Annotated in this window: 24 protein-coding genes and 1 tRNA gene; 12 read left to right on the forward strand and 13 right to left on the reverse strand. The window is 71.9% G+C overall.

The features are described 5' to 3' along the window. Window positions 1–412 precede the first annotated feature (412 nt). Entirely contained in the window at window positions 413–1,702 is a 1,290-nt protein-coding gene (locus ACH4XV_RS37010) for a TQO small subunit DoxD (RefSeq protein WP_395797004.1), read from the forward strand. 129 nt (window positions 1,703–1,831) lie between these two features. On the opposite strand, the gene ACH4XV_RS37015 is transcribed toward ACH4XV_RS37010, so the two are convergent. Continuing rightward, complete coding sequence (locus ACH4XV_RS37015; protein WP_380008892.1) at window positions 1,832–2,263, reverse strand: PPOX class F420-dependent oxidoreductase; 432 nt, start codon at window positions 2,261–2,263, stop codon at window positions 1,832–1,834. A gap of 91 nt (window positions 2,264–2,354) precedes the next feature. Further along, window positions 2,355–3,464 carry an ABC transporter ATP-binding protein gene (locus ACH4XV_RS37020; protein WP_380009217.1) on the reverse strand — a complete coding sequence of 370 codons (1,110 nt, stop codon included), beginning with the start codon at window positions 3,462–3,464 and terminating at the stop codon, window positions 2,355–2,357. 233 nt (window positions 3,465–3,697) lie between these two features. Here ACH4XV_RS37020 and ACH4XV_RS37025 point away from each other — a divergent pair, with 233 nt between their 5' ends. After that, window positions 3,698–4,717: a LacI family DNA-binding transcriptional regulator gene (locus ACH4XV_RS37025; protein ID WP_395797006.1), complete on the forward strand. Its 1,020-nt coding sequence runs from the start codon at window positions 3,698–3,700 to the stop codon at window positions 4,715–4,717. A 122-nt stretch (window positions 4,718–4,839) separates the two neighbouring features. On the opposite strand, the gene ACH4XV_RS37030 is transcribed toward ACH4XV_RS37025, so the two are convergent. Beyond that, a tRNA-Thr gene (locus tag ACH4XV_RS37030) sits at window positions 4,840–4,913 on the reverse strand. A 173-nt stretch (window positions 4,914–5,086) separates the two neighbouring features. Between ACH4XV_RS37030 and ACH4XV_RS37035 the strand changes: the two genes are divergently transcribed. Together ACH4XV_RS37035 and ACH4XV_RS37040 are read left to right on the forward strand one after the other, a co-directional pair. After that, window positions 5,087–5,350 (forward strand): GlsB/YeaQ/YmgE family stress response membrane protein, encoded by a 264-nt coding sequence (locus ACH4XV_RS37035; RefSeq protein ID WP_395797008.1) that lies wholly within the window; start codon window positions 5,087–5,089, stop codon window positions 5,348–5,350. Between the two features lie 57 nt (window positions 5,351–5,407). Beyond that, entirely contained in the window at window positions 5,408–6,301 is an 894-nt protein-coding gene (locus ACH4XV_RS37040; protein ID WP_395797010.1) for an acyl-CoA thioesterase, read from the forward strand. A gap of 5 nt (window positions 6,302–6,306) precedes the next feature. On the opposite strand, the gene ACH4XV_RS37045 is transcribed toward ACH4XV_RS37040, so the two are convergent. Further along, the gene (locus ACH4XV_RS37045; protein WP_380009220.1) at window positions 6,307–6,786 is read right to left on the reverse strand and encodes a flavin reductase family protein; all 480 of its coding nucleotides are present in this window, start codon (window positions 6,784–6,786) and stop codon (window positions 6,307–6,309) included. Window positions 6,787–7,207: 421 nt separating this feature from the next. Here ACH4XV_RS37045 and ACH4XV_RS37050 point away from each other — a divergent pair, with 421 nt between their 5' ends. After that, window positions 7,208–8,827, forward strand: a complete 1,620-nt coding sequence (locus tag ACH4XV_RS37050) for a diguanylate cyclase domain-containing protein (protein WP_380008906.1) — start codon at window positions 7,208–7,210, stop codon at window positions 8,825–8,827. A 543-nt stretch (window positions 8,828–9,370) separates the two neighbouring features. After that, the gene (locus tag ACH4XV_RS37055) at window positions 9,371–10,099 is read left to right on the forward strand and encodes a hypothetical protein (protein ID WP_395797012.1); all 729 of its coding nucleotides are present in this window, start codon (window positions 9,371–9,373) and stop codon (window positions 10,097–10,099) included. A 7-nt stretch (window positions 10,100–10,106) separates the two neighbouring features. Here the strand turns inward: ACH4XV_RS37055 and ACH4XV_RS37060 are convergent, their stop codons facing one another. The 5 genes from ACH4XV_RS37060 to ACH4XV_RS37080 all read right to left on the reverse strand — a co-directional run bounded on the left by ACH4XV_RS37060 (window position 10,107) and on the right by ACH4XV_RS37080 (window position 15,043). Then, a complete protein-coding gene (locus ACH4XV_RS37060; protein WP_395797014.1) occupies window positions 10,107–10,874 on the reverse strand; it encodes an S-adenosyl-l-methionine hydroxide adenosyltransferase family protein in 768 nt (255 codons plus the stop codon). A gap of 9 nt (window positions 10,875–10,883) precedes the next feature. Further along, window positions 10,884–11,231, reverse strand: coding sequence for a thioredoxin family protein (locus tag ACH4XV_RS37065; RefSeq protein ID WP_395797016.1), 348 nt, complete (start codon window positions 11,229–11,231; stop codon window positions 10,884–10,886). Continuing rightward, window positions 11,228–11,758, reverse strand: coding sequence for a MerR family transcriptional regulator (locus tag ACH4XV_RS37070; RefSeq protein ID WP_395797018.1), 531 nt, complete (start codon window positions 11,756–11,758; stop codon window positions 11,228–11,230). Before ACH4XV_RS37070 ends, ACH4XV_RS37065 begins: the two co-directional genes overlap by 4 nt. An 88-nt stretch (window positions 11,759–11,846) precedes the next feature. After that, window positions 11,847–14,231, reverse strand: coding sequence for a glycoside hydrolase family 65 protein (locus ACH4XV_RS37075; protein ID WP_395797020.1), 2,385 nt, complete (start codon window positions 14,229–14,231; stop codon window positions 11,847–11,849). Continuing rightward, the gene (locus ACH4XV_RS37080; protein WP_395797022.1) at window positions 14,228–15,043 is read right to left on the reverse strand and encodes an HAD family hydrolase; all 816 of its coding nucleotides are present in this window, start codon (window positions 15,041–15,043) and stop codon (window positions 14,228–14,230) included. Before ACH4XV_RS37080 ends, ACH4XV_RS37075 begins: the two co-directional genes overlap by 4 nt. 694 nt (window positions 15,044–15,737) lie before the next feature. Here ACH4XV_RS37080 and surE point away from each other — a divergent pair. Then, window positions 15,738–16,691, forward strand: coding sequence for a 5'/3'-nucleotidase SurE (surE, locus tag ACH4XV_RS37085; RefSeq protein ID WP_395797024.1), 954 nt, complete (start codon window positions 15,738–15,740; stop codon window positions 16,689–16,691). A 174-nt stretch (window positions 16,692–16,865) separates the two neighbouring features. On the opposite strand, the gene ACH4XV_RS37090 is transcribed toward surE, so the two are convergent. Then, on the reverse strand, window positions 16,866–17,597 hold the full coding sequence (locus ACH4XV_RS37090; RefSeq protein WP_395797026.1) for an acyltransferase: 732 nt from the start codon (window positions 17,595–17,597) through the stop codon (window positions 16,866–16,868). Between the two features lie 172 nt (window positions 17,598–17,769). Here ACH4XV_RS37090 and ACH4XV_RS37095 point away from each other — a divergent pair, with 172 nt between their 5' ends. Then, entirely contained in the window at window positions 17,770–18,813 is a 1,044-nt protein-coding gene (locus ACH4XV_RS37095) for a zinc-binding dehydrogenase (protein WP_395797028.1), read from the forward strand. Between the two features lie 108 nt (window positions 18,814–18,921). Beyond that, entirely contained in the window at window positions 18,922–19,734 is an 813-nt protein-coding gene (locus ACH4XV_RS37100) for a YidB family protein (protein ID WP_395797030.1), read from the forward strand. 235 nt (window positions 19,735–19,969) lie between these two features. Here the strand turns inward: ACH4XV_RS37100 and ACH4XV_RS37105 are convergent, their stop codons facing one another. The 3 genes from ACH4XV_RS37105 to ACH4XV_RS37115 all read right to left on the reverse strand — a co-directional run bounded on the left by ACH4XV_RS37105 (window position 19,970) and on the right by ACH4XV_RS37115 (window position 22,900). Beyond that, window positions 19,970–20,158: a hypothetical protein gene (locus ACH4XV_RS37105; RefSeq protein ID WP_395797032.1), complete on the reverse strand. Its 189-nt coding sequence runs from the start codon at window positions 20,156–20,158 to the stop codon at window positions 19,970–19,972. Between the two features lie 552 nt (window positions 20,159–20,710). Beyond that, window positions 20,711–22,024: a cytochrome P450 gene (locus tag ACH4XV_RS37110; protein ID WP_395797033.1), complete on the reverse strand. Its 1,314-nt coding sequence runs from the start codon at window positions 22,022–22,024 to the stop codon at window positions 20,711–20,713. A 114-nt stretch (window positions 22,025–22,138) separates the two neighbouring features. Next, complete coding sequence (locus tag ACH4XV_RS37115) at window positions 22,139–22,900, reverse strand: SDR family NAD(P)-dependent oxidoreductase (protein ID WP_395797035.1); 762 nt, start codon at window positions 22,898–22,900, stop codon at window positions 22,139–22,141. 212 nt (window positions 22,901–23,112) lie between these two features. On the opposite strand from ACH4XV_RS37115, the gene ACH4XV_RS37120 reads away from it, so the two are divergent. The 3 genes from ACH4XV_RS37120 to ACH4XV_RS37130 all read left to right on the forward strand — a co-directional run bounded on the left by ACH4XV_RS37120 (window position 23,113) and on the right by ACH4XV_RS37130 (window position 26,126). Next, window positions 23,113–23,616: a MarR family winged helix-turn-helix transcriptional regulator gene (locus ACH4XV_RS37120; RefSeq protein WP_395797037.1), complete on the forward strand. Its 504-nt coding sequence runs from the start codon at window positions 23,113–23,115 to the stop codon at window positions 23,614–23,616. A 257-nt stretch (window positions 23,617–23,873) separates the two neighbouring features. Next, window positions 23,874–25,403, forward strand: a complete 1,530-nt coding sequence (locus ACH4XV_RS37125; RefSeq protein WP_395797038.1) for a putative PEP-binding protein — start codon at window positions 23,874–23,876, stop codon at window positions 25,401–25,403. A 144-nt stretch (window positions 25,404–25,547) separates the two neighbouring features. Beyond that, the gene (locus ACH4XV_RS37130) at window positions 25,548–26,126 is read left to right on the forward strand and encodes a pyridoxamine 5'-phosphate oxidase family protein (RefSeq protein ID WP_395797040.1); all 579 of its coding nucleotides are present in this window, start codon (window positions 25,548–25,550) and stop codon (window positions 26,124–26,126) included. Window positions 26,127–26,146 lie beyond the last annotated feature (20 nt).

Below are 26,146 nucleotides of genomic sequence, written 5' to 3' on the forward strand. Positions count from 1 at the left end.
AACGCCCGGCCCACTCGGGAAGGTTCCCCGGCGGACTCGACCCGAGCACCCTCCCTGCCCGCCGCTGCCGGCCGGTTCTCGCCGAGCAGCGCGCGCGTCTCGCCGGAAGCCCGAAGTCTCGGAGCCCCGCACGCCGGCGGCGGCCCACCACCGACTCGGGCCGGCCACGCACCGGCCACCCGCCACCAACAGCGCGACGCTCGGCGAGGATGCTCGGCCCGTTCCGCCGCGCCGTTGAGTGCAGTCGTCTCGGTGGGAGTGCTTCGTTTTTTGGAGACCCTTGTGCGTCTTGGCCGCGCATTCGTGCCGCACTGCTGGGCGGAGTGTAGCGGGAGGTTTGGGGGTTTGTGGGTTGCATGGGGTAATACGTGGTGGGCCGCATCCTTGGGGGACCTTGGGCGGTTAGTGGTACGTGGACACCAGATCGGAAGGCAGCTTCGGCGGTGCTGTCGGGCTGTTGCCCTCGCCCGCGGCGGTGCGTGATCCCGGCGATCCGGCGGCGGTCGCCACCCCCACGAAGACCCTGCGGGTGGTGATCGCCGGCCCCCGGATCGGCACCGCCCCCAAACCTGTGCCCGGGCCGCGTGACCGGGCGGATGACGACGCGACCACGCGGCTCCCGGTGATTCGTGACGACGGGACCCGGCGGCGGGTGCCGCCTGCTCGGCGCGGTCCGGGGACGGGGGTGCGTGAGCGGGACGGGACCGCCGCGGCGCCCACGCATGCGCGCCGGGGGAGTGTGCAGGCCGGCACTGTGTTGTTGCCGTTGCGGCTGTTCCTCGGTGGGGCGTTCCTGGTCGAGGGGCTGCGCAAGCTTTATGCGCCGGGCTTCCTGGATCCGGGGTCGAGCGATTCGTTCGGGCATCGCATCGGCGTGCTGCGTGACGGGAGTCTGTCGCCGTCGGTGATGGACCTGGCCGCCGATCACGCGATCGGGGCGGGGCTGTTGTTCGCCTTCGGCCAGGTGGTGGTCGGCTTCGCGGTGGTGCTCGGGTTGTGGACCCGGCTGGCCGGGCTGCTCGGGATGTTGCTCTCGCTGGGCGTGCTGATCGCGGTGGGTACCGGGTCCTCGCCGTACCACGCGCCCTACCTGGTCTTCCTGGCCGCGTTCAGCCCGTTGGCGCTCGCGGGCGCGCCGATGTACTCGGCGGACGCGTGGTTGTCGTTGCGGACCTGGCGTGGTCCGATCGTCACCCCCGTGCGGGCCCGGCGGCGCAAGCTCGGCTACGGCTCGATGCTGGCGTTCGCGGGCGTCGGTGCGACGTTGCTCGCCGGCTCGCTGCTCGGCGGCGGCCACCGGCACCCCGACGAGTCGGACACCGGCCGGGTCGGCGAGCCGGGTCGGCCCGCCGAGTCCTCGGCCCCGGTCGTCCCCGCCGCCGGGCAGCCGGCCGGGGCGGTGGCCGGTCAACCCCGTCCGCCGGTGGTCGAACCCTCGGCGGCGGCCGGTCCGGTCAAGGAGGGCCCCGCCGCGCAGACCACCCCGCGCGCGGCGACCACCCCGCAGCCGAGTGCGTCCACCGGCGCGGCCAAGTCGGCCCCGGCCGATGCCACCGACAGGAAGCCGACCTCGGCCTCGGCCCCGACCGCGTCCGGCTCCCCCCGCTCGGCAGGTTCGAACCCCGGCGGCTCCGGCGGCTCCGGAGGCGCCCCGAAGTCCGGCGGCAGCGGCACCAAGCCCCTGGGCGGCCTGCTGGGCTGATCCCCGGGCATCGAAGCCCCCCACCACCCACAGGACCCGCACGACATGTGCGGGTCCTGTGGTATGCGAGGTATGCGAAATATGCGAGGTGTGCGGCTCCTGCGGAACGCATCTGCGAAAAAGGCCGGCTCAGCCCGTGATGTTTCGGTCCGCCACCACGTGGTGGATGTGCACGTGCACCACCTGCTCGCCCTCCACGGGCTCGCGCTCGACCACCTTGTCGGCGCCCATGTAGCGGGCGGCGATTCGGCTCGGCCACACGCGCAGGTCGACCGGGTCGACGGAGAGTCGGGCCTCGCCCTCGACCACCACATAGGCGTACGGCGGCCGTTCGTCGTCCACGCACAGGCTCACGCGCGGATCGTTGGCGAGGTTGCGCCCCTTGACCGACGACGCGAACGTGGTGAACACCAGCTCCACCGTGTCGCCGCGATCGTCCAGGTCGAACCAGACCGGCGCCACGTGCGGCCGACCGTCGGGACGTACGGTGGCAAGTTTCCCGGTGCGCGGCGGCCCCGCCAACAAAAAGCCCCGCCACTCGGTCTCGGTCATACGCTCCATGCACCGAGTCTCACCCCTGACGGCCTCCCGGTCCGGGACGACACTCGCCGGCGGCGCCGTCGGGCGCCGCCGGCGATCATGTCGGGGGCGGTCAGTCGTGCAGGCGCTCGCCGCTCTTCGTGGAGAACAGGTGGGTCTCGCCGACCGTCGGGACCACGTGCAGGACCGAGCCCTTTTCCGGAACGCTGCGGCCCGGGACGCGGACCACCAAGGGCTTGTCCACACCGTCGAGGGTGACCGAGCCGTAGACGAAGGCGTCGGAGCCGAGTTCCTCGACCACGTCGACGGAGACCGCGAGGCCCTTGCCCTCCTTGCTCAGGCCCTCGGCCGAGTTGATCTTCAGGTGCTCGGGGCGCACGCCCAGCGTAACCTTGCCCGTGCCCTCGGCCACCGCCGCCTCGCGGGCCTCGCGCGAGACCGGGACGACCGCGTCGCCGAAGCGGATGCCGTCCTCGGCCAGGTCGACCTCGATCAGGTTCATCGCGGGCGAGCCGATGAAGCCGGCCACGAACACGTTGGCCGGGCGGTCGTACATGTTGCGCGGGGTGTCCACCTGCTGGAGCAGGCCGTCCTTGAGCACCGCGACGCGGTCGCCCATGGTCATCGCCTCGACCTGGTCGTGCGTGACGTAGACGGTGGTGATGCCCAGGCGGCGCTGGAGGCCGGCGATCTGGGTGCGGGTCTGGACGCGGAGCTTGGCGTCGAGGTTGGACAGCGGCTCGTCCATCAGGAAGACCTGGGGCTCGCGGACGATCGCGCGGCCCATCGCGACACGCTGGCGCTGACCGCCCGAGAGGGCCTTCGGCTTGCGGTCCAGGTATTCGGTGAGGTCGAGGATCTTCGCGGCCTCTTCGACCTTGGCCCGGATCTGCTTCTTGTCGACGCCCGCGATCTTCAGCGCGAAGCCCATGTTCTCGGCGACCGTCATGTGCGGGTAGAGCGCGTAGTTCTGGAACACCATCGCGATGTCGCGGTCCTTGGGCTCCAGGTTGGTGACCTCGCGGTCGCCGATGTGGATCGAGCCCCCGGTGACCTCCTCGAGACCCGCGAGCATGCGCAGGGAGGTGGACTTGCCGCAACCGGAGGGGCCGACCAGGACCAGGAACTCGCCGTCCGCGATCTCCAGGTCGAGCGCGTTGACGGACGGGCGCTCGGCGCCCTTGTAGGTACAGGTCGCCTGCTTGTAGCTGACCGTGGCCATGGTGATGTGTCCTTCCACCGGCAGGAACGTGCCGGACGATCCGAGTGGAGGGTGAAGTACCCGTGCGGTGCCTGTCCGTGACGGCGGACAGTGGTCTAGTCCATTCGAGGACGGACTGCGCTTCACCGTACCCGGGCGCACGTGATCTGTCAGCAGTCGGCTTCGCCCGAAATGTTTTGCGGGACCCGCAAAGCCCTGCGAAATCCTGCTGAAAGTGTCACTAGGCTCTGCGTATGAAGGCTCGGCTGGCGGACATCGCAACGCAGGCAGGGGTCAGCGAGGCGACCGTGAGTCGGGTTCTGAACAGCAAACCCGGGGTTGCGGACGACACTCGGCGGGCCGTCCTGACCGCTCTCGACGTGCTCGGATACGAGCGGCCCGCCCGGCTGCGCCGGCGCAGCGCGGGCCTGGTGGGGCTGTTGCTCCCGGAGTTGGACAACCCGATCTTCCCGGCGTTCGCGCAGGTCATCGAGCGGGCGCTGGCCCATCACGGCTACACCCCGGTGTTGTGCACGCAGACCCCGGGCGGGGTCACCGAGGACGACTACACCGAACTGCTCCTGGAGCGCGGGGTGTCGGGGATCGTCTTCGTCTCCGGCCTGCACTCGGACTCGGGCGCGGACATGTCGCGCTATCTGCGGCTGGTCGAGCGCGGCCTGCCGATGGTGTTCGTCAACGGCTTCGCCCCGGGGGTGGACGCGCCGTTCATCTCCAGCGACGAGGCGGTCGCGGTGGAGCTGGCGATAGGCCACCTGGCCTCGCTGCGGCACACCGCGATCGGGCTCGCGGTCGGGCCCGAGCGGTACGTGCCCACCGCGCGCAAGATCGCGGGTTTTCGGCGCGGACTTGCCGAGCGGTTCGGGGTGACGGAGGCCGACGGCTGGATCGAGCGCTCGTTGTTCTCGGTGGAGGGCGGCCAGGCGGCGGCGGGCGCGCTGCTCGACCGGGGGGCGACCGCGGTCGTGTGCGGCAGCGACCTGATGGCGCTCGGCGCGGTACGGGCCGCGCGCGAGCGGGGGTTGCGGGTGCCGCAGGACGTCTCGGTGGTGGGCTACGACGACTCGCCGCTGGTGGCCTTCACCGATCCGCCGCTGACCACGGTGCGTCAAGCGGTGCAGGCGATGGGCGCGGCGGCGGTGCGCGCGCTGCTCGACGAGATCGGCGGCGGGCGGGCACCGCGTACCGAGTTGATCTACCGCCCCGAACTGGTGGTCCGCGGCTCGACCGGTCCGGCGCCGGACCGCCGCCGCTGAGCCCCGTCGCCGAGCCCCGCCGCAGACGGGCGAGCGGGCCCCGCCGCACCCACCCTGCCGCACCCACCGGGCCGACGAAAGCGGGCCGCCATCCGGCGATCGCGCGGATGACGGCCCCTGGGAGCCCCGAGTCGGGTTCGAACCGACGACCCCGCGCTTACAAGGCGCGTGCTCTGGCCAACTGAGCTATCGGGGCGTGTACCGGACCATTTTGCACCGTGGCCACCCGGCGGACGCAACCACCTTAGAGCTTTGTGACGTGGGTGTGTTCGCGTTAACGCGCGGGGAACGTGGGGAACAGGAGACACCTGCCCGGAAAAGTCCGGGTCATCGTACTTTGTACGACTGCCGGCCGGCTGGAGGAATCCCATGACGTTCGTAGGTCTGATCATCGCGGGCATCATCATCGGCGCGCTTGGTCGACTGTTTCTGCCGGGCAAACAGAAGATCGGCTTCCTGGCCACGATGGCGGTCGGCATTGTGGGCACCCTGATCGGCTACGGCATTGCCGCCGGACTGGGTGTCGAGGACACCAAGGGGATCGACTGGCTTCGCTGGATCATCAGCATCGCGGTCTCGGCGTTCCTGGTCTCGCTGGTGGTCAAGTTCACCGGGAGAGGCGCGACGCGATGATCGGGCGACCCACCTGACGGTCTATCAGATCCGGCCGCGGACTGCGATCATGCGCGGATGACCGGTGGAGTGGCGACATGGCCGACGATCGCGGCGGCCGACCTGGTGGACGTACTGGACCTGGACGGCATCGCGGCGGCGGATCCGGCGGATGGCGGCGTCCCGGACGCGGCGCTCACCCGGTTCCGGGCGCGCAACCTGGTGACGCCGATCCCGCGCACGCTGGGCGCGCAGGTGCTCGCGCAGACGGTGGTGGCCGCCGAGCGGGTGGTCCCCCGCATGGCGGTGCAGACGCTCCAGGGGGTCTTTCCCCGGGCCGGGGATCCGACCGCGCCGGTGGACGTACGGGTCGAGCGGCTGCACGAGGGGCGGTCGGCGGCGATCCTCCAGGTGGGTTTTCGGCAGGGCGCCGCCGAGCACTACCGGGCGTTCGTGACGCTGGGCGTGGCCGGTCCCGAACTGGTCCGGCACGCCGATGCGTTGCCGGCCGGGGTGCCCGGGCCGGAGGAGTGCGCCGAGGTGTCGGTGCCGATGCTGCCGTGGGAGGTGCGCACGGCCGGCGGCGCGGCGGCGTTGGCGCCGGACGCGGTGGGACCGCCGCGCCTGGACCTGTGGACGCGCTGTACGTCGCTCCCGGACACCGCGACCACGGCCCGGGCGATCCTGGCCTGGTCCACCGAGGGTTTCCTGGGCCCGGTCGCGCTGCGGCCGTACTCGCGCGCCGAACTGGAGCGGCGCGGCGGGCGGTCGATGTCGGTGGCGCTGTCCCAGAACATCACCTTCCACGAGCCGTTCTCGGCGCACGAGTGGCTGCTGCTGCGCTGCGCGAGCGAGTACGCGGGCGACGGGCGCATGCACGGGCGGATCCGGGTGTTCACCCGGGCCGGCCGACCGGTCGCCTCGGTGACGGCCGACGGGCTGATGCGCCCGGGGCCGCGGCCGGGCGCATAACGCGCTCAGCCCAGGCTTCGGTAGCGGCCCCGGTAGTGCGTCAGGGGCAGGCCCTCGGGGCTGGGCAGGTCCACGCGCAGCACCTCGCCGACGTACAGGATGTGATCGCCCGCCTCGACGACCTGGTCGGTGCGGCACTCCAGGGTCGCCAGCGCGCCACCGACCAGGGCCGCGCCCGACACCGGGCCGCGGCGGTGCGGGATGTCGGCGAACATCAGCCGGTCGCTGATCCGGCCGGGGATGGCGAAGCGGCCGGCGACGTGGCGCTGGCTCTGCGAGAGCAGGGACACCGCCCACAGCGGTTGTTCGTCCAGCACGTCGCGCATCCGCGCCTCGCGGCGCAGGCTGATCAGCACCAGCGGGGGTTCCAGGGAGACCGACATGAACGCGGTCGCGGTCATGCCCACGTCGTCCACGGGCCCGCCGTCATCGGGGTCGCCCTCGATCGCGGTGATCAGCACCACGCCGGCGGCGAATCGAGACATCGCGGCCTTGAAGTCGGCAGGATCGACGGGAGACGGGAGTGGTGAGGACACGGGTCAAGGGTATGCGGCGTCGGACCGGGCCCGGATGTGCTGTGCATCAATGTGCTGACGCACAGCCGAGCGCCCGATCGGTTTGCGATTGGTTTCTGATTGGTCGTCAGGTATATCCCGCGAACCCTGGGGTTATTTCCCGTAAATGGGCGCCGACCTCGTACGATGCGCCTTGGATGCCGGCGGAGGGTGCGATTCCGGGGCGGCTCGGCGGTCCGACTCGATACGGTATGAAGCGTGAGGTGGCTCACAGTGACAGTCTGATCGATGACGGAACGTCGCCAACGCGAAGCCCGCTGTGATTCAGTTTCTCTGGTAAACGGACGATATCTGTTCAGAAGACACCGGCGTCGACCCCTGGGGGAGACCCATGACAGCCGAGACGGAGACCCACGTCCGGTTGGCGACTTTGCGCCTTTTGAACCGCGTCGTCGCCGACCTCAACGCCACGCGTGACCTCAAGGACACCCTGCAGGCCGTCGTCGACGGCGTGGTCTCGGGCCTGGGGTTCGGCGTGGCAGCGGTCAATCTCGTTCGCGCCGACGCCGACCTGGAGGTCGCCGCGGTGGCCGGCAACGACGAGTTGCGCAAGGCGATGGCCGGCCAGATCGGCTCGCGCGAGGGCTGGGACCGCATCCTGGCCGCCGCCGAGCCCTGGGGGCCGCTGCGCTTCCTCGGGCACCGCTCGGGGCAGGCCGACGTGGGCGACATCCCGAGCTGGATACCCGACCTGCCGATCCCCGACCACCCCGAGGCGTGGCATCCGCGCGACGCGCTGCTCGCGCCGCTGCACACGCCCGAGGGCGACCTGGTCGGCGTGTTGTCGGTGGACCTGCCGGTGGACGGCCTGCGGCCCGCCCCGTGGCGGCGCGAGGTGCTGGGCATGTTCGCGGCACAGGCGGCGATCGCGGTGGACAACGCGCGGCTGCGCAGCGACATGCAGCGCGCGGTGGCCCGCCTGGAGCGCGAGCAGCTGGCGTTGCGGGCCAGCGAGGAGAGTTTCCGGCAGGCCTTCGAGTACGCGCCCAGCGGCATGGTGATGACCGGCGTGCGCGGCCACGAGCAGGGCCAGCTGCTGCGCGCCAACGACGCGCTGTGCCGGATGCTGGGCTACCCGGCGCCGGTGCTCAAGCGGCTCGGGCTGGGCGCGTTGGCGCACCCGGAGGATCGGCCGCTGCTCGGCGGACACTTGGGCGGGACGGTGCCGGTGGCGGGCTGTACCGAGCTGCGGCTGGCCCGCAGCGACGGAACGTACCGGTGGGTTTCGCTGCGCACCTCCCAGGTCGCCGACGGGCTCGGCGATCTGCGGTTCGGGCTGACCCACGTGGAGGACATCGAGGACCGCAAGCAGCGCGAGCAGGCGCTGGTGCACGAGGCCAGCCACGATCCGCTCACCGGGCTGCCGAACGGGCGCGAGCTGCGGGCCCGGCTCGCCGCCCGGTTCGGCCTCAAGGCCGGGCTCCCGGCCGCCGGTCCGGGCGGCGACGTGCACGAGCCGTACGCGGACGAGTGGGCCGTGCCCACGGGCGCGATCCTGAGCATGCCCGAGGGCGCGGTGGTGGTCGTCGACGAGCCGCCCGCCGCCGAGCGTCGCGGCGTCGCGCTGCTGTTCTGCGACCTGGACGGGTTCAAGCACATCAACGACAACTTCGGCCACCACATCGGCGACGTGGTACTCAAGGCGGTCGCCGAGCGGTTGACGGCCGCGGTGCGCGAGGGGGACACGGTGGCCCGGCTCGGCGGCGACGAGTTCGTGGTGCTGGCCGATGGGATCGGACGGGAGGAGGCGGAGGAGATGGCGGTGCGGTTGCGCCGTGCGCTTTCCGTGCCGATTCCGGCCGAGGGGTTGGCGGTGCCGCTGGAGGGGGCCAGCTTCGGGATCGGTTGGGCCGAGGAGGCGGCCGAGCCCGAGGATTTGTTGCGGATCGCGGATGAGCACATGTACGCGAACAAGCGTCGGCGCGATCGGGCGCAGCGGCGGGCCGGTTAGGGGCGGCGCCGGTCGTGTGGGCGGGCTGCGGATGTGCGTTTGGTTGGCTTGATTTGGTGCCCGCCCGCACCGCTCGTTGCGTTGGGCGTACGCGCTGGGGTTTGAAGGCATCGGTGGGGCGGTTCGGCCTCGCGGCCGGGTGTTGTGCCGGGGCGGTTTTTTGCTGGTGATTTTGGTCGTCTCGGGTGAATTCGCTCACCTGATGGGTGGGTTTTGTGGGCTCGCCGGCCTGAGCGTGTTCTTGGGCCGGCCGGCCGCCGTACGCCTCAGTAGGGCGTTTTCGTGACAGTCCCGTCACGCGGACAACACCACTTGTCGCACCCGTCGCCCGTTAGTGTGATGCCTGGTATTGACAAAGCTTGACCTGGCGCACGTAGGGAGGACTACCCGATGACGGCGGGTACCAACGGTGAACCTGAAGACCCGTACGGGTACCTCTATCGGCCGGCGCCGGGTGAGGAAGCGGGCGACGGGACAGGGACGACCGGTGCGTACGGTTCTTCCGCCAATCGGATGATGCCGCAATATGTGCAGGTCGGGCAGATGAATTACGCCCAGCCGCCCGCGCATACCCAGCCGCAGGCGGCGATCCCGGCCCAGCACGAGCAGGGCGGCGCGCAGCCCCCGCAACAGCCCCGGCAATCGCACGGCGGCGGTGGGGGCGGCGGTGGTGGTCGCGGCGTGATGATCGGCGTGGCGGTGGCGGTCCTGGTGGTGATCGGCGTGGTCGCCGGCCTGCTGCTGACCCGGGACGACGGCAAGGACGACAAGGCGAAGACGCCGGCCACGAGTGCCGGTACGCAGACGAGCGCGGGCCCGTCGCAGACCGCGTCGCCGTCCACGGCTCCGACCACCGCGCCCGGCGGCAAGTTCGCGATGGTGGAGGCGGAGGACGCATCGCCCTCCGGCGGCGCGGTCGCGGTGGCCGGCGTGGCGTCGTCCTCGGGCAAGGGCATGATCGACATGTCCGCCCCCGGGTCGACGATCACCTGGAAGGTGGAGGTGCCGAAGAAGGGCACCTACTACCTGGCGGTGAAGTTCCTCAACACGACCTCCGAGCAGCAGAACCTGTCGATCCTGGTCAACGGCAAGGACACGACGAACAAGGCCAAGCTCAAGAACTACGGCACCAACAGTGTCACCGGCACCTGGAACATGGTGCAGCTCAACGAGGGTTCGAACGACGTCGCGCTCACCTGTGCCGCCGGGGAGAGCTGCAAGGCGGCCCTGGACCAGGTCTGGTTCGAGAACCAGCAGCCCACCCTGAAGTAGGCGGTCCTCACCCGGGACGGACCTTGATCCGGTCGCCGGCGCGGACCCCGAGCAGGGTCGCCGCGTCGCCCCGGTTGAGCGAGATCGCCAGGAAGCCGGCGGAGTCCGCGTACGCGACGAGTTCCCCCGCGGCCACCTCGCCGAAGGTGCCGCGCAGGGGAACGGTGAGTACGCGCCCGCCGACCTCGATCCGCAGTGTGTCGGCGCCGGCGAACTCGGCGGTCGAGTGCGCGAGTTGCACGTTGCCGAAGTGGTCCACGGTCAACACCTCGCCCGGCACGGGCTCGGCCGGTGCGACCGGGTCGGTCACGGCCGGCCCGACCTCGGCGAACGGGGTGCCCGCCGCGAGGTGGGCGGCGACGGGCGCGAACACGTCCCGGCCGTGGAAGGTCCGCGAGACCCGGGCCAGGGTGAGCGAGGGGTTGGCGATCTCGCGGACCTCCGCCGGCCCGCCGAGTTCGCGCGCGGCCCACATCAGCAGCCCGTTGTCCGGCCCGACCAGCAGGTGCCCGCCCGCCCGCAGCACGATCGCCCGTCGGGCGGTGCCCACACCGGGGTCGACCACCGCGACGTGCACGCTGCCCCTCGGGAACCACGGCACCGTCTGGGCCAGCACCAGCGCGCCGCGCCGGACGTCGCCGGGCGGCACCTGGTGGGTCACGTCCACCACCGGTACTACCGGCGCGATGCCGGCGATCACCCCGTGGCACGCGGCCACGAAACCGTCGGCGAGACCGTAGTCGGTGGTGAAGGTGATCCTGGGGGCGCCGGCCATCCTCGGAATCTACCGGGCGTGGGCGGGCCCGGCGTCGATCACGTCGGCGAGTTCGGCCAGGATCCAGCGCTTGGGGCGGGCCCCGACGAACTGCTTCACCGGCTCCCCGTCGCGAAAGAGCAGGAACGTCGGCATGGACAACACGCCGTAGCGGGCCGCGGTGGCCGGGTTGCGGTCGACGTCGAGCTTGACCACGCCCAGGTTGGGCCGCTCGATCGCGATCTGTTCGAGCACCGGCGCCATCTGGCGGCACGGCGGGCACCAGTCGGCGGTGAACTCGACCAGGGTCGGCCGGTCGGCGCGCAGCACGGCGGTGTCGAAATCGGCGTCGTGGACGTCGGGGACCTGAGCACTCATCGGGACTCCTCGAGGGGCGCGGTGGACGTGGTGGACGCGGCGTGTGCCGCGGGCGCGGCGGCCGACCCCGAGGTCAGCGCGCAGCGGGGTTCCGGCGCCTCGGGCAGCGTCGCGGCGGCGGCGACCGCCGGCGTGGCCGGCCCGGGCGCCCGCTCGGCGGAGCCGCCGCCCGCGTGCGCCCGCTCGGTCTGTTCGAGTTGGCCGGCCAGGTGCGCCCGGATGGCCTGCATGCGGTCGATGCACGCGTCGAGTTCGGCGAGTTTGCGGCGATACACCGCCAGCGACGCCGGGCACTCGTCGCCCGCGTCGTGCCCGGCGCGCAGGCACTCCACGAACGGCCGGGTCTCCTCCAAGTCGAAGCCGATGCCCAGGAGCGCGCGGATCTCGCGCACCTGTCGGGCGTCGTCCTCGTCGTAGTCGCGATAGCCGCTGCTGGTCCTGCGGGCCGACAGCAGGCCGCGTTGCTCGTAGTAGCGCAGGGCCCGCGTGCTGGTCCCCGCGCGCTCAGCCAGTTCTCCGATGCGCATGTTCGAAACGGTAGACCTTGACGTGGACGTCAAGGCCAGAGGTGCGCGCGGCGAGACCGAAGCGCCCGGTGTCCCGACCCCCGGCCGATCACCCCGGGCTGGGCCCGGTGGGGTGGGTCTCCGGGATGCCCTGGCGGCGCACCGGGGCCCGACCGGCGGGTTGCCCCGGCGGGGTGTCCCGGGTGAGCTCCGGGATGTCGAGCGTTATCGGCTTGCCGGGGATCAGCGTGTGCTCCTCGCCGTGGTGCAGGAACGGGATCTCGGCGCCCTCGCGCAGCGTGTAGGTGGTGTGCTCGTGGGTGGTCTCCACCCGCAGTCGTGCGCCGCGCACCGACAACGAGAAGCGCAGCGCGGTCAGCCCGACCGGCAGGCGCGGTTTGAAGGACATGAGCTCGCCGTGATCGCGCAGGCCGCCGAAGCCCGCGACCAGGGCCAGGCAGGTGCCCGCCAGGGAGGCCATGTGCAGGCCGTCCTTGGTGTTCTTGGCCAGGTCGTGCAGGTCCATCAGCGCCGCTTCGGCGGTGTAGTCCAGGGCCAGTTCGAGATGGCCGACCTCGGCCGCCAAGACCGCCTGGGTGCAGGCCGACAGGGACGAGTCGCGTACGGTCAGCGCCTCGTAGTAGTCGAAGTTGCGGCGCTTTTGCTCGTCGGTGAACGCGTCGCCGCGCACCTGCATGGCCAGCACCAGGTCGGCCTGCTTGACCACCTGCTTGCGGTAGATGTCGAAGTACGGGTAGTGCAGCATCAGCGGGTAGTGGTCCGGCGGGGTGTTCTCGAAGTCCCAGATCCGGTGCTTGGTGAAGCCGTCGGCCTGCGGGTGCACCCCCAGGTCCTCGTCGTAGGGGATGTACATCGCGCTCGCCGCGTCGCGCCAGCTCGCCGCCTCCTCGGTGTTCACCTCCAGGGCGCGGGCCTCGTGCGGGTGGCGGCCCACCGCGTCGGCCGCGGCGAGCAGGTTCGACTGCGCCATGAGGTTGGTGAAGACGTTGTTGTCGGCGAGCGCGCTGTACTCGTCCGGGCCGGTGACCCCGTTGATCCGGAATCGGCCCTCCGCGTCGTGGTGGCCCAGTGAGCGCCACATCCGCGCGGTCTCGACCAGGATCTCCAGGCCGAAGTCACGCTCGAAGTCCCGGTCGCCGGTGGCCCGGACGTAGCGCGCGACGGCGACCGCGATGTCCGCGCCGATGTGGAACGCGGCGGTGCCCGCGGGCCAGTAGCCCGAGCACTCCTCGCCGCGGATCGTCCGCCACGGGAACAGCGCGCCGCGCAGGCCCAGTTGGGCGGCGCGCTCGCGGGCCAGCGGCAGTGTCGAGTGCCGCCAGCGCAGCGCCTGGGCGACCGCGTGCGGGAGCCCGTATGTGAGCACCGGCAGGACGAACACCTCGGTGTCCCAGAAGCAGTGCCCGTCGTAGCCCGGCCCGGTCAGCCCCTTCGCCGGGATGGCCCGCTCCTCGGCCCGCGCGCCCGCCTGGAGCACGTGGAACATCGCGAAGCGCACCGCCTGTTGCAGTTCGACGTCGCCCTCGACCTCGATGTCGGAGTTGTCCCAGAACTCCTTGAGGTAGCCGTGCTGTTCGGCGACCAGGCCGGCCCATCCGGTGTAGCGGGCGGCGGTCAGCGCGGCAGCCACCTGGTCGCGCAGCGCGGGCAGCGAGCGGGTGGAGGACCAGCCGTAGGCGATGTACTTCACGATCCGCAGCTTGGCGCCCCGGTCGAGCACCGTGGTCACGCTGAACCGGGCCAGGTCGGCGGCGCTCTCGGTCTCCATGTACATGCCCTCGGGACCGTCGATCTCGTGGTCCATGCCGGCGGCGACGCGCAGCCCGCTGTGCTCGGTGCGGTGCACCAGGATCGCCTTGCCGCCGTTGTGCGTGTGCTCCTCGGGGCGCAGCGGCGCCTCCAGGACGGCCGCGGCGCGCGGGTCGGCGTTCGGCAGCGGCAGTTCCTCGTTGGTGACCAGTTCCGACTGGAGCACGATCCGGGCGGGGCCGTCTATCGGTTCGATCTCGTACTCGATCGCGGCGATCGAGCGCTGGGTGAGCGAGACCAGCCGCTTGGAGGTGACCCGGACGGTGCGGCCGGCGGGCGAGGTCCACAACGCGCGGCGGTGCAGCACACCCTCGCGGAAGTCGATCGAGCGCTCGTGGTCCTGCGTCTGCCCGTAGCGCAGGTCGAACGGCTCGTCGTCGACCAGGAGCCGGATGATCTTGCCGTTGGTGACGTTGATGACGCTCTGGCCGGACTCGGGGTAGCCGTATCCGGCCTCCGCGTAGGGCAGCGGGCGCAGTTCGAAGACGCCGTTGAGGTAGGTGCCGGGCAGGCCGTGCGGTTCGCCCTCGTCGAGGTTGGCGCGCAGTCCGATGTGGCCGTTGGAGAGCGCGAACACCGACTCGGACTGGGGCAGGTGGTCCGGGTCCAGGGTCTGTTCGGTGATGCCCCACGGCTCGACGGTGTAGGGGTGTTCGGTGCTCATGCCGTGCCTTCCGCCGATGGCCGCCCGGTCGCCGGGTCACCGCTTCGGTCGCCACTGGTGTCGCCGGCGGTGTCGTCGCCCGGGTCGGCGAGGAGTTCGTCGAGATCCGATACCACCACGTCCGCGCCGTGCCTGCGTAGTTCCTCCGCCTGTCCGACCCGGTCCACGCCCACCACGTGGCCGAAGTCACCGGCCCGGCCTGCGGCGACGCCGGCCAGCGCGTCCTCGAACACGGCCGCGTGCGCGGGGGCCACGCCCAGCGCCTTCGCCCCGGCCAGGAAGGTGTCGGGCGCCGGTTTGCCCTTCAGGTGGTCGCGCTTGGCCACCAGGCCGTCGACGATCGTGTCGAACAGGTGGTGGATGTTCGCGGCGCGCAGCACGTCCTCGCAGTTGGCGCTGGAGGACACCACGGCACACGGCAACTTCGCCGCGCGGGCGGCGTGTACGTAGCGCACCGAGCCGGGATAGACCTCCACGCCCCCGTCGTGGATCAGCCGCAACACCAGGTCGTTCTTGGCGTTGCTCAGGCCGTACACGGTGGCGCTGCCCGGCGGGTCGCCCTCCTCGCCCAGGGGCAGTTCGATGCCGCGCGACTTCAGGAAGGAACGGGTGCCGTCCAGGCGCGGCTTGCCGTCCACGAACGTGTCGTAGTCGCGTCTGGGGTCGAACGGGGTGAAGCCGGCGCCGTCGCGTTCGCGCAGGAAGTGGTCGAAGGTCTCCTTCCAGGCGACGCCGTGCACCTTGGCGGTCTGGGTGAGGACCCCGTCGAGGTCGAAGAGAAGCGCGTGGATGGTGTTCGGCAGCCCCAACATGGCGGGTTTACTGCCCCCGATACCGGGGTGTTATCCGTGCGGTGATCTTTTCGGATGACACCTGGGACGAGATGGCGTGTCACGTGTGGTGCTTGAGCACGTTTTGACCGAAATGATGTTGAATTCCGGAAGTGGCACGCGTGGGGCGGCTACCGGACCACCCGGCCCGCATCGACCGGAGGCATCCGGTCGGTGCCGGCCTCGGTGTGGTCCGAGCGGAGGACGTCGGCGTCGGCCGCGTCGGCGTCGGTGACCGTTTCGGCCCGGACCGTCGACGCCGACGGTCCGGCCGGACCCGGCGCGCGCGGGTGCGCCCGGGGTCCGGCCGGCCCGCTGGTCGACTGATGCGGCGTCAGATCACGGTGGTGCAGCAAGAGTTCGGCCGAGCCCGGTCGGTCCGGCTCGGCAGCGCAAGGTGGGCCGAATCGCCCGGCCGTGCCCATTGCAATGTCCGACCGATGACCCTAGTTTCGCTATCCGCCGGCTGACACGTGTCGAATCGCAGGGTGCATTCCGTCCGATTCACCCCTCCGTACACGTCGTTCGACCCGTACTTCGCCCACCGTTCCAGGTCGGGTCGACACGGGTTTCGCCCAGCCGTTCCGCGTTGCGCACGGGGAACCCGCGACACCGATCCCGTCGGTCGCGCGGGGCGGTTCGGCGCGTGCAGACCTTCTTGCCTACGGAGGACGAGATGGCCATATTCGGTGGAAAACGTGTGGTGACCCTCGCGGTGGGGGCAACCGCCGCCGCGCTGCTCGCGGCGAGCGCGCCCGTGGCGGTCGCGAGCGACGACGCGCGCGGTGCGCAGGCGCCGCGCAGGCTCAACATTTTGATCAGCAACGACGACGGGCACCAGGGACCGTTCATCCGGGCCCTGCAGAAGGCGCTGCGCGCGGCCGGGCACGACGCGGTGATCGTCGCGCCCGCCACCGACCAGTCCGGCAAGGGCACCGGGATCAACGCCACGCCCGGCTCGATCGTCAAGGCGGCCGAGGTGGAGCCCGGCATCTGGTCGGTCGCGGGCACTCCCGCCGACTCGGTCTCGTTCGGGCTCGCGAACGTCTTCCGCGACCGCAAGCCGGACCTGGTGGTCACCGGGATCAACCCCGGGCAGAACATCGGCGCCACCACGAACCACTCGGGCACGGTCGGCGCGTCGATCACCGCCGCGGAGAAGGGCATCCCGGCGGTCGCGTTCAGCGCCGAGTACAGCACCGCCGATCCGCGCAACCCGTTTCCGCAGATGCCACAGGCGACGGCCTTCGCGACGCAGTTGGTGAACCGACTGGCGGCGACCGCGCGCCGGAACGGCCCGCTGTTGCCCGCGCACACCACGCTCAACGTGAACTACCCGGCGAAGCCGACCGGTCGGGTGGAGATGACGAACGTGGGCGAGGCCGAGTTCCTGGCGGTGAGCTACGTCAAGGACCCGACCTGCGACACCTGCTACAAGCTGGACCTGGGCCTGGCGCCGAACGTGGACGAGCCGGTGCGGAACGCGGACACCACGGCGATCGGCAAGGGGTCGGTGTCGATCTCGATGCTCGACGCCGACTGGACGGTGCCGGGTTGGCAGCGGGGGCAGCAGTCGCGGGTGCTGGACGCGGTGGGTGTGCAGTTGCGGTTGTCGGGGCTGAAGGCGTGAGACGAGTGAGTGCGTGAGTTCGTGACCGGGTGACCGGGTGACCGGGTGACGGCGTGACCGGGTCGACTCGGGTCGGGCGTGCGGGGGTCGGGTGGCCGGCCCCGCACGCCGGCGCGGTATGTCCGGCCCGGGTGGGGGGTTTCACGTGGAACCCGGTGGGCCCACCGACCCGGCCTACTGGCCGCCGGAGGCGTCGTACTCGGTGAGCAGGGCGACCAGTTCGTCGTGGGTGATCCCGTCCGGGAGCGGCGTGGGGGTGTGCCGCAACGGCGGATCCCAGCCGGTTTCGGTGCGTCGGCGGACCACCTTCGCGGGCACGCCCGCGATCACGCTGTGGTCGGGCACCGTGCCGCGCACCACGGAGCCGGCGGCGACCACCACGTTCCGGCCGAGTTTGGCGCCGGGCAGGATGATCACGCCCGCGCCGAGCCAACTGCCCGCGCCGATCTCCACGGTGTCGTTGATCGGCCACTGGGTGCCGATCGGCCGATCCGGGTCGGCGTAGCTGTGGTTCTGGTCGGTGATGTAGATGTACGGCCCGGTCCACACGTCGTCGGCGATGGTGATCGAACGATGCCCGACGATGTGGCTCCCGCGCCCTATCGTGCACCGGTCGCCGATGGTGACCACCGCGGCGCTGCCCAGGTCGTGCCCCGGGGCCAGGCCGGCGGACAGCGTGACGTGTTCGCCGATGATGCAGCCGGCCCCCACCGTGATCCACTCCTCGCCGAACACCGAGCCGACCGGGAAGGCAAGTTTGCTGTCCGCGCCCAGCCGCCGGAAGCGGTACGGACCGGGTTGCTCGGAGGTGATCGCGCCCGCCCGCTGCAGTGCCCGCCAGCCTCGGTGCGCGGCGCGGGAGAGGGCGCCCCGGGCGTGCCCGCGCAGGGCTTGCGACAGCGACATGGAGATCACCGTACCGACGTGCGCGCGCGGCTCGGCGGGCCGTGGGACGAACGTCACGCCGGGCGGTTTCGGGGCCGTCGGGGGTTGGCTTCACACGGCTTCTGTAACAGTGTTACCGGAGCCTCGGGTGTGACGCCGGAGGTCGGGTATTCGAACCAGCCAGGGAGTGGACATGCGTGCCGTCGTCGTCAACGGAACCCGTGACGTGAGCGTGGAAAAGGTCGCGGACCCGGTGCTCGCCGGCCCGGACGGGGCGATCGTCCAGGTGACCGCGAGTGCCCTGTGCGGCTCCGATCTGCACTTCTACGAGGGCGAGTTCCCGGCCGTCGGGCTGCGCCCGGGGCACGAGGTGGTCGGCACGGTGGTCGAGATCGGCGCGGACGTGGGCCGGATCGCGGTGGGCGATCGGGTGCTGGTGTCGCCGGTGATCGGCTGTGGGCGGTGTCCGGGGTGCCGGGCCGGCAATCCGATCGACTGTGTGGGTGGTGGTGTGCGGGTGCTGGGCGGCGACGTCGGGCTGCCGGGCGGGCATGCCGAGGCGGTGGCGGTGCCGGCCGCCGACGCGTGGCTCCTCCCGGTGCCCGAGGACGTCTCCGTGGACCACGCGGTGTTGCTCACCGACGCGCTGCCGACCGGCTGGACGGCGGCGACCCGGGCCGACATCACGCCCGGTGCCACGGTGCTGGTGATCGGGCTCGGGCCGGTGGGGCTGTACGCGCTGCAGGCGGCCCAAGTGCTCGGCGCGGGGCGGATCCTGGCGGCCGACCGGGTGCCCGAACGACTCGCGATGGCCGAACGCCTCGGCGCGGAGCCGATCGACGCGACCCGGGGCGACGTGGCCGAGCAGGTGCGGGCGGCGACGGCCGGGCTCGGCGCGGATGCGGTGATCGAGGCGGTCGGGCAGGACGCGACGCTGAGCGCGGCGATCGCTTCGGTGCGCAGTTCGGGCACCGTTTCGGTGGTGGGGGTGGACGCGAACTTCGCGTTCCCGATCGCCGTGCCGCTGCTGCTGATCCGCAATGTCACGCTGCGCTTCACCACGGCACCGGTGGCGGCCACGTGGCCGACGCTCATCCCGCTGATCCGGCACGGCCGGCTGGTCCCGGTCGACGTGTTCACCCATCGGATGCCGCTGAGCGAGGCGGCGGTCGGATACCGCACCTTCGCGGATCGTACGGACGGCTGCCTCAAGGTGCTGTTCGACCCGACCCGCTGACCGACTCGTCGCCCGATGGGCGTACTGCCGACGTGCCCACCGCGAACTACTGTCCTATTTACCCCACTATGGGAGCCTGGTTGAGCTACCTGTGCAGGGAGAAGACGGATGAGCGGCGGAATGGGCCTCCCCGGCGGACTCGGCGGCATCCTGGGCAACCTGCTCGGTGGGCCGGGCGGGGGCCGGAACGGGGCACTGGCGGGGGTACTGCTCGGTCTGCTGAGTCGGCAGGGCGGCTCCGGCGGCCTGGGCGCGCTGGTGCAGCGACTGCGGGACGGCGGCCTCGACGAGCAGGCCCAGTCGTGGGTGGACACCGGGCGCAATCAGCCGGTGAGCGGCAAGGAACTCACCGACGCGCTCGGCGAGGACGAGATGGTCCGCTTGGCGGGCCGGGCGGGCCTGACCAAGGAAGAAACCGCCGCCGCGCTCGCCGCGACGCTGCCGGGGGTGGTGGACGCGGTGACCCCTGGGGGCGAGCTGCCGACGGCGGAGCGGATCGACGCGCTGATCGATCCGGGGGCGGGGCCGGGGGCGGGGTCGGGGGCGGGGTCGGGGGCCGGGGCGGAGCCGGGGGAGCCGTCAGGGGGTGAACCAGCTGCGGCCGGGGCCGGGGCGGGGTCGGGGGCCGATGCCGCGACCGGCGTCGAGGCGGCGGCCGGGGACGAACCCGAAGGCGAGGCCGAGCCCGCGCCCAAGCCTGGAGCCGATGCCGGGCCCGAGTCCGCGTCCAAGCCCGCGTCGAACGGCACGCCCAAGCCTGGGTCGGACGCCGGGCCCGACAGCGGACCCGAGTCCGGGTCCAAGGACAAATCCGGACCTGCCTCCAAGGACGACTCCGCGTTCAAGAACGAGCCCACGCCCGAGGATGAGTCCGAGCCCGGGACGGCAGCCGAGGCCGGGCCGCCCGAGTCCGAGCGCTGATCCGAGCGGAGCCGCAATCCACTGCGCGTGGTGAAGCGAAGCGGAACCGGATCCAGGTGCTGCGCGGCGGCAACGCGCCCCGGTCCCACCCCGGGGGCAACCACGAGCTTGGCCCCACCTGCGACCCGGGCCGGCCCCAGTAGCGGTGGAGCGCAGCGGAGCCGCAACTCACCGCGCCCGGCGAAGCGAAGCGGAACCGGAACCAGGTGACGCGCGGCGGCAGCGCCCCCAGGCCCTACTCCGGAGCTTCCACGAACCTGGCCCCACCCTCGCCCCTGGCCCGCCCCGGCAGCGGTGGAGCGCAGCGGAGCCGCAACCCGCTGCGCAACCGGTGGAGCGCAGCGGAACCGGAACCCTCGGTGCCGCGCAGCGGCAACGCCTCCCGCGCCTTCGCCCCCGACGGAGCGAAGCGGAGGAGAATCACTTCGCCTCCTCCCCGATGGGGCTTTGCCCGGACGCGGGTCCTGCCCCGAGGCGGGTCCTGCCCCGGCACGGGTCCTGCCCCCGACCCGGGTTCTGCCCCGACGCGGCTCACCTGCCGGCCCTCACGATCATGGCCGCGCCTCGGTGGGGGCCGGGTTCGTGGCTGCCGCGGAGTGGTTTCTCCTCCGCTGCGCTCCGTCGGGGGGGGCGGACGGGGGGCGTTGCCGCTGCGCGGCGCCGGTTCCGGTTCCGCTGCGCTCCACCGGTGGCGTAGTGGGGTTGCGGCTCCGCTGCGCTCCACCGCTGTCGGGGCGGGCCGGGGGCGAGGATGGGGCCAGGTTCGTGAGTGTTCCCGGGGTGGGGCCCAGTGGCGTTGCCGCTGGGTGGGATGTGGTTCCGGTTCCGATGTGTTTCGCCGGGGCGTGGTGGTTGCGGCTCTGTTTCGCTTCACCGCTGTCGGGGCGGCCCGGGGTGGGGGTGGGGCCGACCGGCGTTGCCGCTGGGTGGGACGTGGTTTTGGGTCCGCTGTGCTCTGTCGCTCGGCACGGCGTGGTCAGGACTCCGGGTGGGGGCGTGGGGCGGGGGTGTATTCGCAGGTCATGTGTTTGATGCCGTTGATGAACATCGAGCGCAGCCTTTGTGGCTCGCCCACCACTTGGATGTCCGGCAGGCGGTGTAGCAACTCGCGGAACAGCAAGGTGATTTCGCGGCGTGCCAGGTGTGCGCCCAGGCAGAAGTGGGGGCCGCGGGCGCCGAAGCCGACATGTGGGTTCGGGTTGCGGGTGAGGTCGAATCGGGTCGGGTCGGTGAACACCGTTTCGTCGCGGTTTGCCGACCAGTAGAAGAGCAGTAGTTTGTCGCCGTCCCGGACCTGTTTCCCGTTCAGTTCGGTGTCGCGGACGGCGGTGCGCCGCATCCACACCACCGGCGAGGCCAGGCGGATGATCTCCTCGACGGCGGTGGGGGCGTATCGGTCGAAGTCCGCGCGCCACAGGCGGTGTTGGTCGGGGTTCTCGGTCAGCAGCCACAGTCCGTGGGAGATCGCGTTGCGGGTGGTTTCGTTGCCGGCGGCGAGCAACAGGATGAAGAACGAGGCCAGTTCGTCCGCGCTCAGGCTCTCCCCGTCGATCTCCGCGTTGACCAGCGCGGAGGTCACGTCGTCGGTGGGGGTCCCGCGCCGGAATTCCGCTAGGTCCCGCATCAGTTCGGCGAGTTCGGCGCCGGCCGTGAGCAGCGCCTCGATGTGGCCGCCGCCCTCCTGGGGCACGTATTCCGGGTCCGCGACGCCGAGGATCACGTTGGAGCGTTCGAAGACGAAGCGGCGGTCCGCGCTCGGCACGCCCATCATGTCGCAGATGACGTCGAGCGGCAGGCGGGCGGCGACGTCGGTGACGAAGTCGCAGGAGCCGCGTTCGGCCACGTCGTCGACGATGGTTCGGGCGGTGCGGTCCACGTCCTCGGAGAACTGTCTGATCATCCTGGGGGTGAAGGCGCGGGCGACGATCCGGCGCAGCCGCTGGTGCCGGGGATCGTCCATTTCGATCATGGAACCGAAAAACTCGCCGAAGCCCGGCGGGAAGTCGGGTATGTGGGTGGCGCCCTGCCCCGAGCAGAAGTCCTCCGGGCGCCGGGTCGCCTCCGCGACGTCGGCGTGCCGGGTCAGCGCCCAGAAGCCGGGGCCGGGCTCCAGCGGGCTCTCCGGCTCCGGGTAGTAGGGCATCGGCCAGGTGGCGCGCAGCCGGGCGAAACCCTGTTCGCGGGCGGCCAGGGGGCCCGACCAGAAGTCCAGGTCCGCGAGCGGGACGTCGGTGGGCCAGGTCCTGGGGTTCGGGTCGGTCGTGCTCGGTTCAGCGGTCTCGGCCGTCATGCCGCTCACTCCGATCGCGCGTTGTTACTCGCGGGTTCGGTAATCAGTGCAGCACACATGCGTCGAGCGATCCAGGGGTGTGCCCGCGATTTCGCGAGGGTCGAGTGGCGGGGGTCAGGTGGTGATCGCGCCGCCGTTGACCTGGAGGGTCTGGCCGGTGATCCAGGCGCTTTCGGTCGAAGCGAGGAACGCGCAGATCGCGCCCGCGTCCTCGGGGGTGCCCAGGCGGCCCACCGGTATGCGCTCGGCCTGTCCGGCGGTGTGCGCGAGTTCGCGACCGCTGGGGCGCGGGTCCATCAGGCCGAGTGCGACCGTGTTCGCGGTCACGCCGTCGCGCGCGGTCTCCATCGCGAGGTGGCGCATGAAGGCGATGGCGCCCCCCTTCGCGGCCCCGTACAGCGAGATGCCGAACGCCTGGCCGCTCACCCCGGCGGTCGAGGCGATGGTGATCACCCGGCCGAAGCGGCGCGCGCACATCCCGTCGAGTACCGCCTTGGTGCACGCCATCACGCCGAACAGGTTGACGTCGGCGAAGCGTTGCCAGTCCTCGGGCACGGTCTGCCGGAACCGGGTCGGGCGAAATGCCTCGGCGCCGCCGTTGCCGGCGTTGTTGACCAGGATGTCGACCGGCGCGACGGCGCGTTCGAAGGCGCGGATCGCCAGGAGCGCGGCCCTGGGGTCGGTCACGTCGAACACGGCGGGGTACGCCCGGCCGCCGGCATCCCGGATCGTGGCCGAGGTCTGCTCGGCGCGCTCGGCGTCGAGGTCGTTCACGGCCACGATCGCGCCCTGTGCGGCGAGTAGGCGGGCGATGCCCGCGCCGACGCCCTGTCCCGCGCCGGTCACCAGCGCGGCCCTGCCGTCGAGTGCGAACACGCGGGTCTCCCGGGGGAATCGATGGGTTCGACGACGCTCCTGGGCCCGGCGTCGATCATGACGCGCGCAGCCAACCACCGGCCCCTACACGTGTCAATGCTGGACTCCATCAATTACCTTCGACCGGTGGGGGCACGCACCTAGACTGTGGAACGCCCGCCTCCGCCATACGAAACCGTACGGCGTTGTTTCCCTCCCGGAGGACTCGTCCAGTGCCCTCGTCAGCCGAGTCGCCCACTCCGGAACGACACGAGTCGCGGCACCACGTCCAGACCGCGCTCGAACGCCTGATCCGGCTCCAGCAGAGCCGCCGCGTGCACGGTGAACTCACCAGCGCCTCGCGTGCCCAGGTCTCCCAGCCGGCCGTGGTGTTGTTGGCCCGGTTGCAGGCGGGCGGCGGCGGCCTGGCGATCGGCGATCTGGCCAAGCTCGCCCGGATGGACATGTCGCTGGTCAGCCGGGAGTTGCGCAAGCTGGAGGCGGACGAGTTGGTCACCCGGACCACCGACGCGCGCGACGGCCGGATCACCCGGGTCGGCCTCACCCCCAAGGGTCGCGGTGTGGTCCGCCGGCTGCGTCGGGTGCGGGACCGGCACTTCGAGGACGCGCTGTCGGGCTGGTCCGACGAGGACCTCGCCGCCCTCGGCGCGCTGATGGGCCGCTTCGTCGACGACCTCTCCGCCGTTCGCTACCGCGAGGCCGACGACACCGCCTGATCGGACCGGCGGGCCGTTCGGCGCCTCCTCGGCTCTCCCGCGCCGTGCTTCGCCGGCTCCTGTGCGGGTGGCTCGGCTGGACAGCGTCCGCGTGTCCATCAGACTGTGTGCCTGGACCGGGCGGTTGTCGTCCGCCGGGGCGAACTCGCGTGCCTGCGGGCGCGCGTGCCGATCTGCGGCGGGTGGGACGACGTGGAAGGAAGAGGACGCACCGTGGGAGAGCTGCACTGCGCCGGCCGCGACCGCATGCGGGTCGCGTGAGCGCGGTACTGCGCGGCACGGGAGCCGCGCCGGGGTCCGCTGTCGGCCGCCTCGTGGCGGCCCGGGGCGGCGCACCGGCCGCCCGGCCGGATCCGGGGCCGCCGACCGACATCCCGGCCGCGCTGGACACCGTGGCCCGGCACATGGACGACCTGGCCGGGGCACTGCGCACGCGCGGCCGGGCGGCGGAGGCCGACATCGTCGAGTTCGCCGCGCTGATCGCCCGGGATCGCGAGCTGCGCGACGGCGCGGCCCGACACCTCGCGGCGGGCCTGGCGCCGATCGACGCGCTCGCCGAGGCGGTGCGCGAATTCGCCGACGTGGTGGCCGGTTTCGACGACGAACTGCTCGCCGAGCGGGCGGTGGACGTGCGCGACATCGGCCGCCAGGCCGAGGCGCTGCTGCGCGGCGAGGACCCGACGGGCGGCGCGCCGCAGGGTGGGGCGCCGGCGGTGCTGGTCGGCGAGGAGTTGGCCGCGATGGACCTGCTGCGCGGCGCGCGACCGGCGGCGGCGGTGTCCGAGCGGGGCGGGCCGACCGGGCATCTGGCCATCGTGGCCCGCTCGTTGGGCATCCCGCTGGTCCTCGGCATCCCGGTGGCGGCGCTGGCCGAGCTGGCCGAGGACCTGATCCTGGTGGACGGCGAGGCGGGCACGGTCGAGGCCAATGCGGGGGCGGGCGTACGAACCATCCCGGCGCCGCGGCGGGTGCCCGGTGGGGGCGCGGGGCAGGCGATCACCCGGGACGGGCGCCGGATCCGGGTGCGGGCCAACGTGGCGACCGTGACGGACGCGCTCGCGGCGGGCGAGGCCGGCTCCGAGGGAGTGGGCCTGCTGCGTACCGAACTGCCCTTCCTGGCCGAGGAGTCCGGCTGGCCGGACGAGGAACGGCACGTGGCGATGTTGACCCCGGTGCTGGCCGCGGTGCCGCCGGGGTTGGTGGTGGTGCGCACGCTGGACTTCACCGGCGACAAACGCCCGCCGTTCCTGCGCGACCGGCGGATCACGCTGCCCGGACCCGACGCGCTGACCGCACAACTGCGCGGCGTGATGCGCGCGGCCGGCGACACGGGGGTCGAGGTGGCGCTGCTGCTGCCGATGGTCGACCACCCCCGGCGGATCAAGCACGTGCGCGGTCTGCTCGCCGACGCGTGCGCGAGTCTGGGCCTGCTCCCGCCGCCGCTGGGCGCGATGGTCGAACTGCCCCAGGTGCTCGACCAGGTGGACGACCTCGCCGAGCACGCCGACTTCCTGTCCCTGGGCACCAACGACCTCACCTCGCGGCTGCTCGGGCTGAGCCGGGACGACCCCCGGCTGACGCCCGCCTCCGCCGCGCACCCGACGGTGTTGGACGCGATCGCGCAGACCATCCGGGCGGGCCACGCGCACGGGCGCGCGGTGTCGCTGTGCGGCGACGCGGCGGCGGATCCGGCGGTCCTGCCGCATCTGGTCCGGCTCGGCTGCGACGCGGTCTCGGTGGCGCCGACCGCGCTCGCGGGGGTGCGGGCGGCGGTCCGGGCGTACTGACGGCACGGACGCGCCCGTGGGCGACGGCGACGGATCGGTGCGGGGCGTGTGCATTGGATGTCCGCATGGTGGGATGTGCGTCCGCCGATCGAGACGGGCCGGATATTGCCTGGGCTCGAACGACACACCTCGGATAATGCGGACATGGGAAAAACGTACGAGCGGATCGACGACCGACTGCGCAAGTTCATCGAGGACCAGCCCGTCTTCTTCGTGGGGAGCGCGCCGCTCGCCGACGACGGCCATGTCAACGTGTCGCCCAAGGGGCGGGCCGGCACCCTCCTCGTGCTTGACGAACAGACCGTGGCCTACCTGGACTTCGGCGGCAGCCACGCCGAGACCATCGCGCACCTGCGGGAGAACGGCCGGATCACCCTGATGTGGTGCGCGTTCGAGGGGCCGCCGAAGATCGTCCGGGTGCACGGTGTCGGCGAGCCGGTCTTCCGCGACGACCCGCGCTTCGTCGACCTGGTGGCCCGCTTCGGTGACGCGGATGCCGCCGGGCTGCGCGCCGTGGTGGTGGTGCGGGCGAAGCTGATCAGCGACACCTGCGGGTTCGCCGTCCCGTTCATGGACTATCGCGAGGAGCGGACCCTGCACGAGGAGTACATGGCCCGCAAGACCGACGAGGAGTTCGTCGAGTACGTCGGCGCCAAGCCGTACAACATCGCGAGCATCGACGGACTGCCCGCCGTACCCATGCCGTTGCCGCTGCGCGGGTAGCGGACAGCGGGTGACGACCC

Source organism: Embleya sp. NPDC020630 (assembly GCF_044334985.1).
Lineage (GTDB): Bacteria > Actinomycetota > Actinomycetes > Streptomycetales > Streptomycetaceae > Embleya.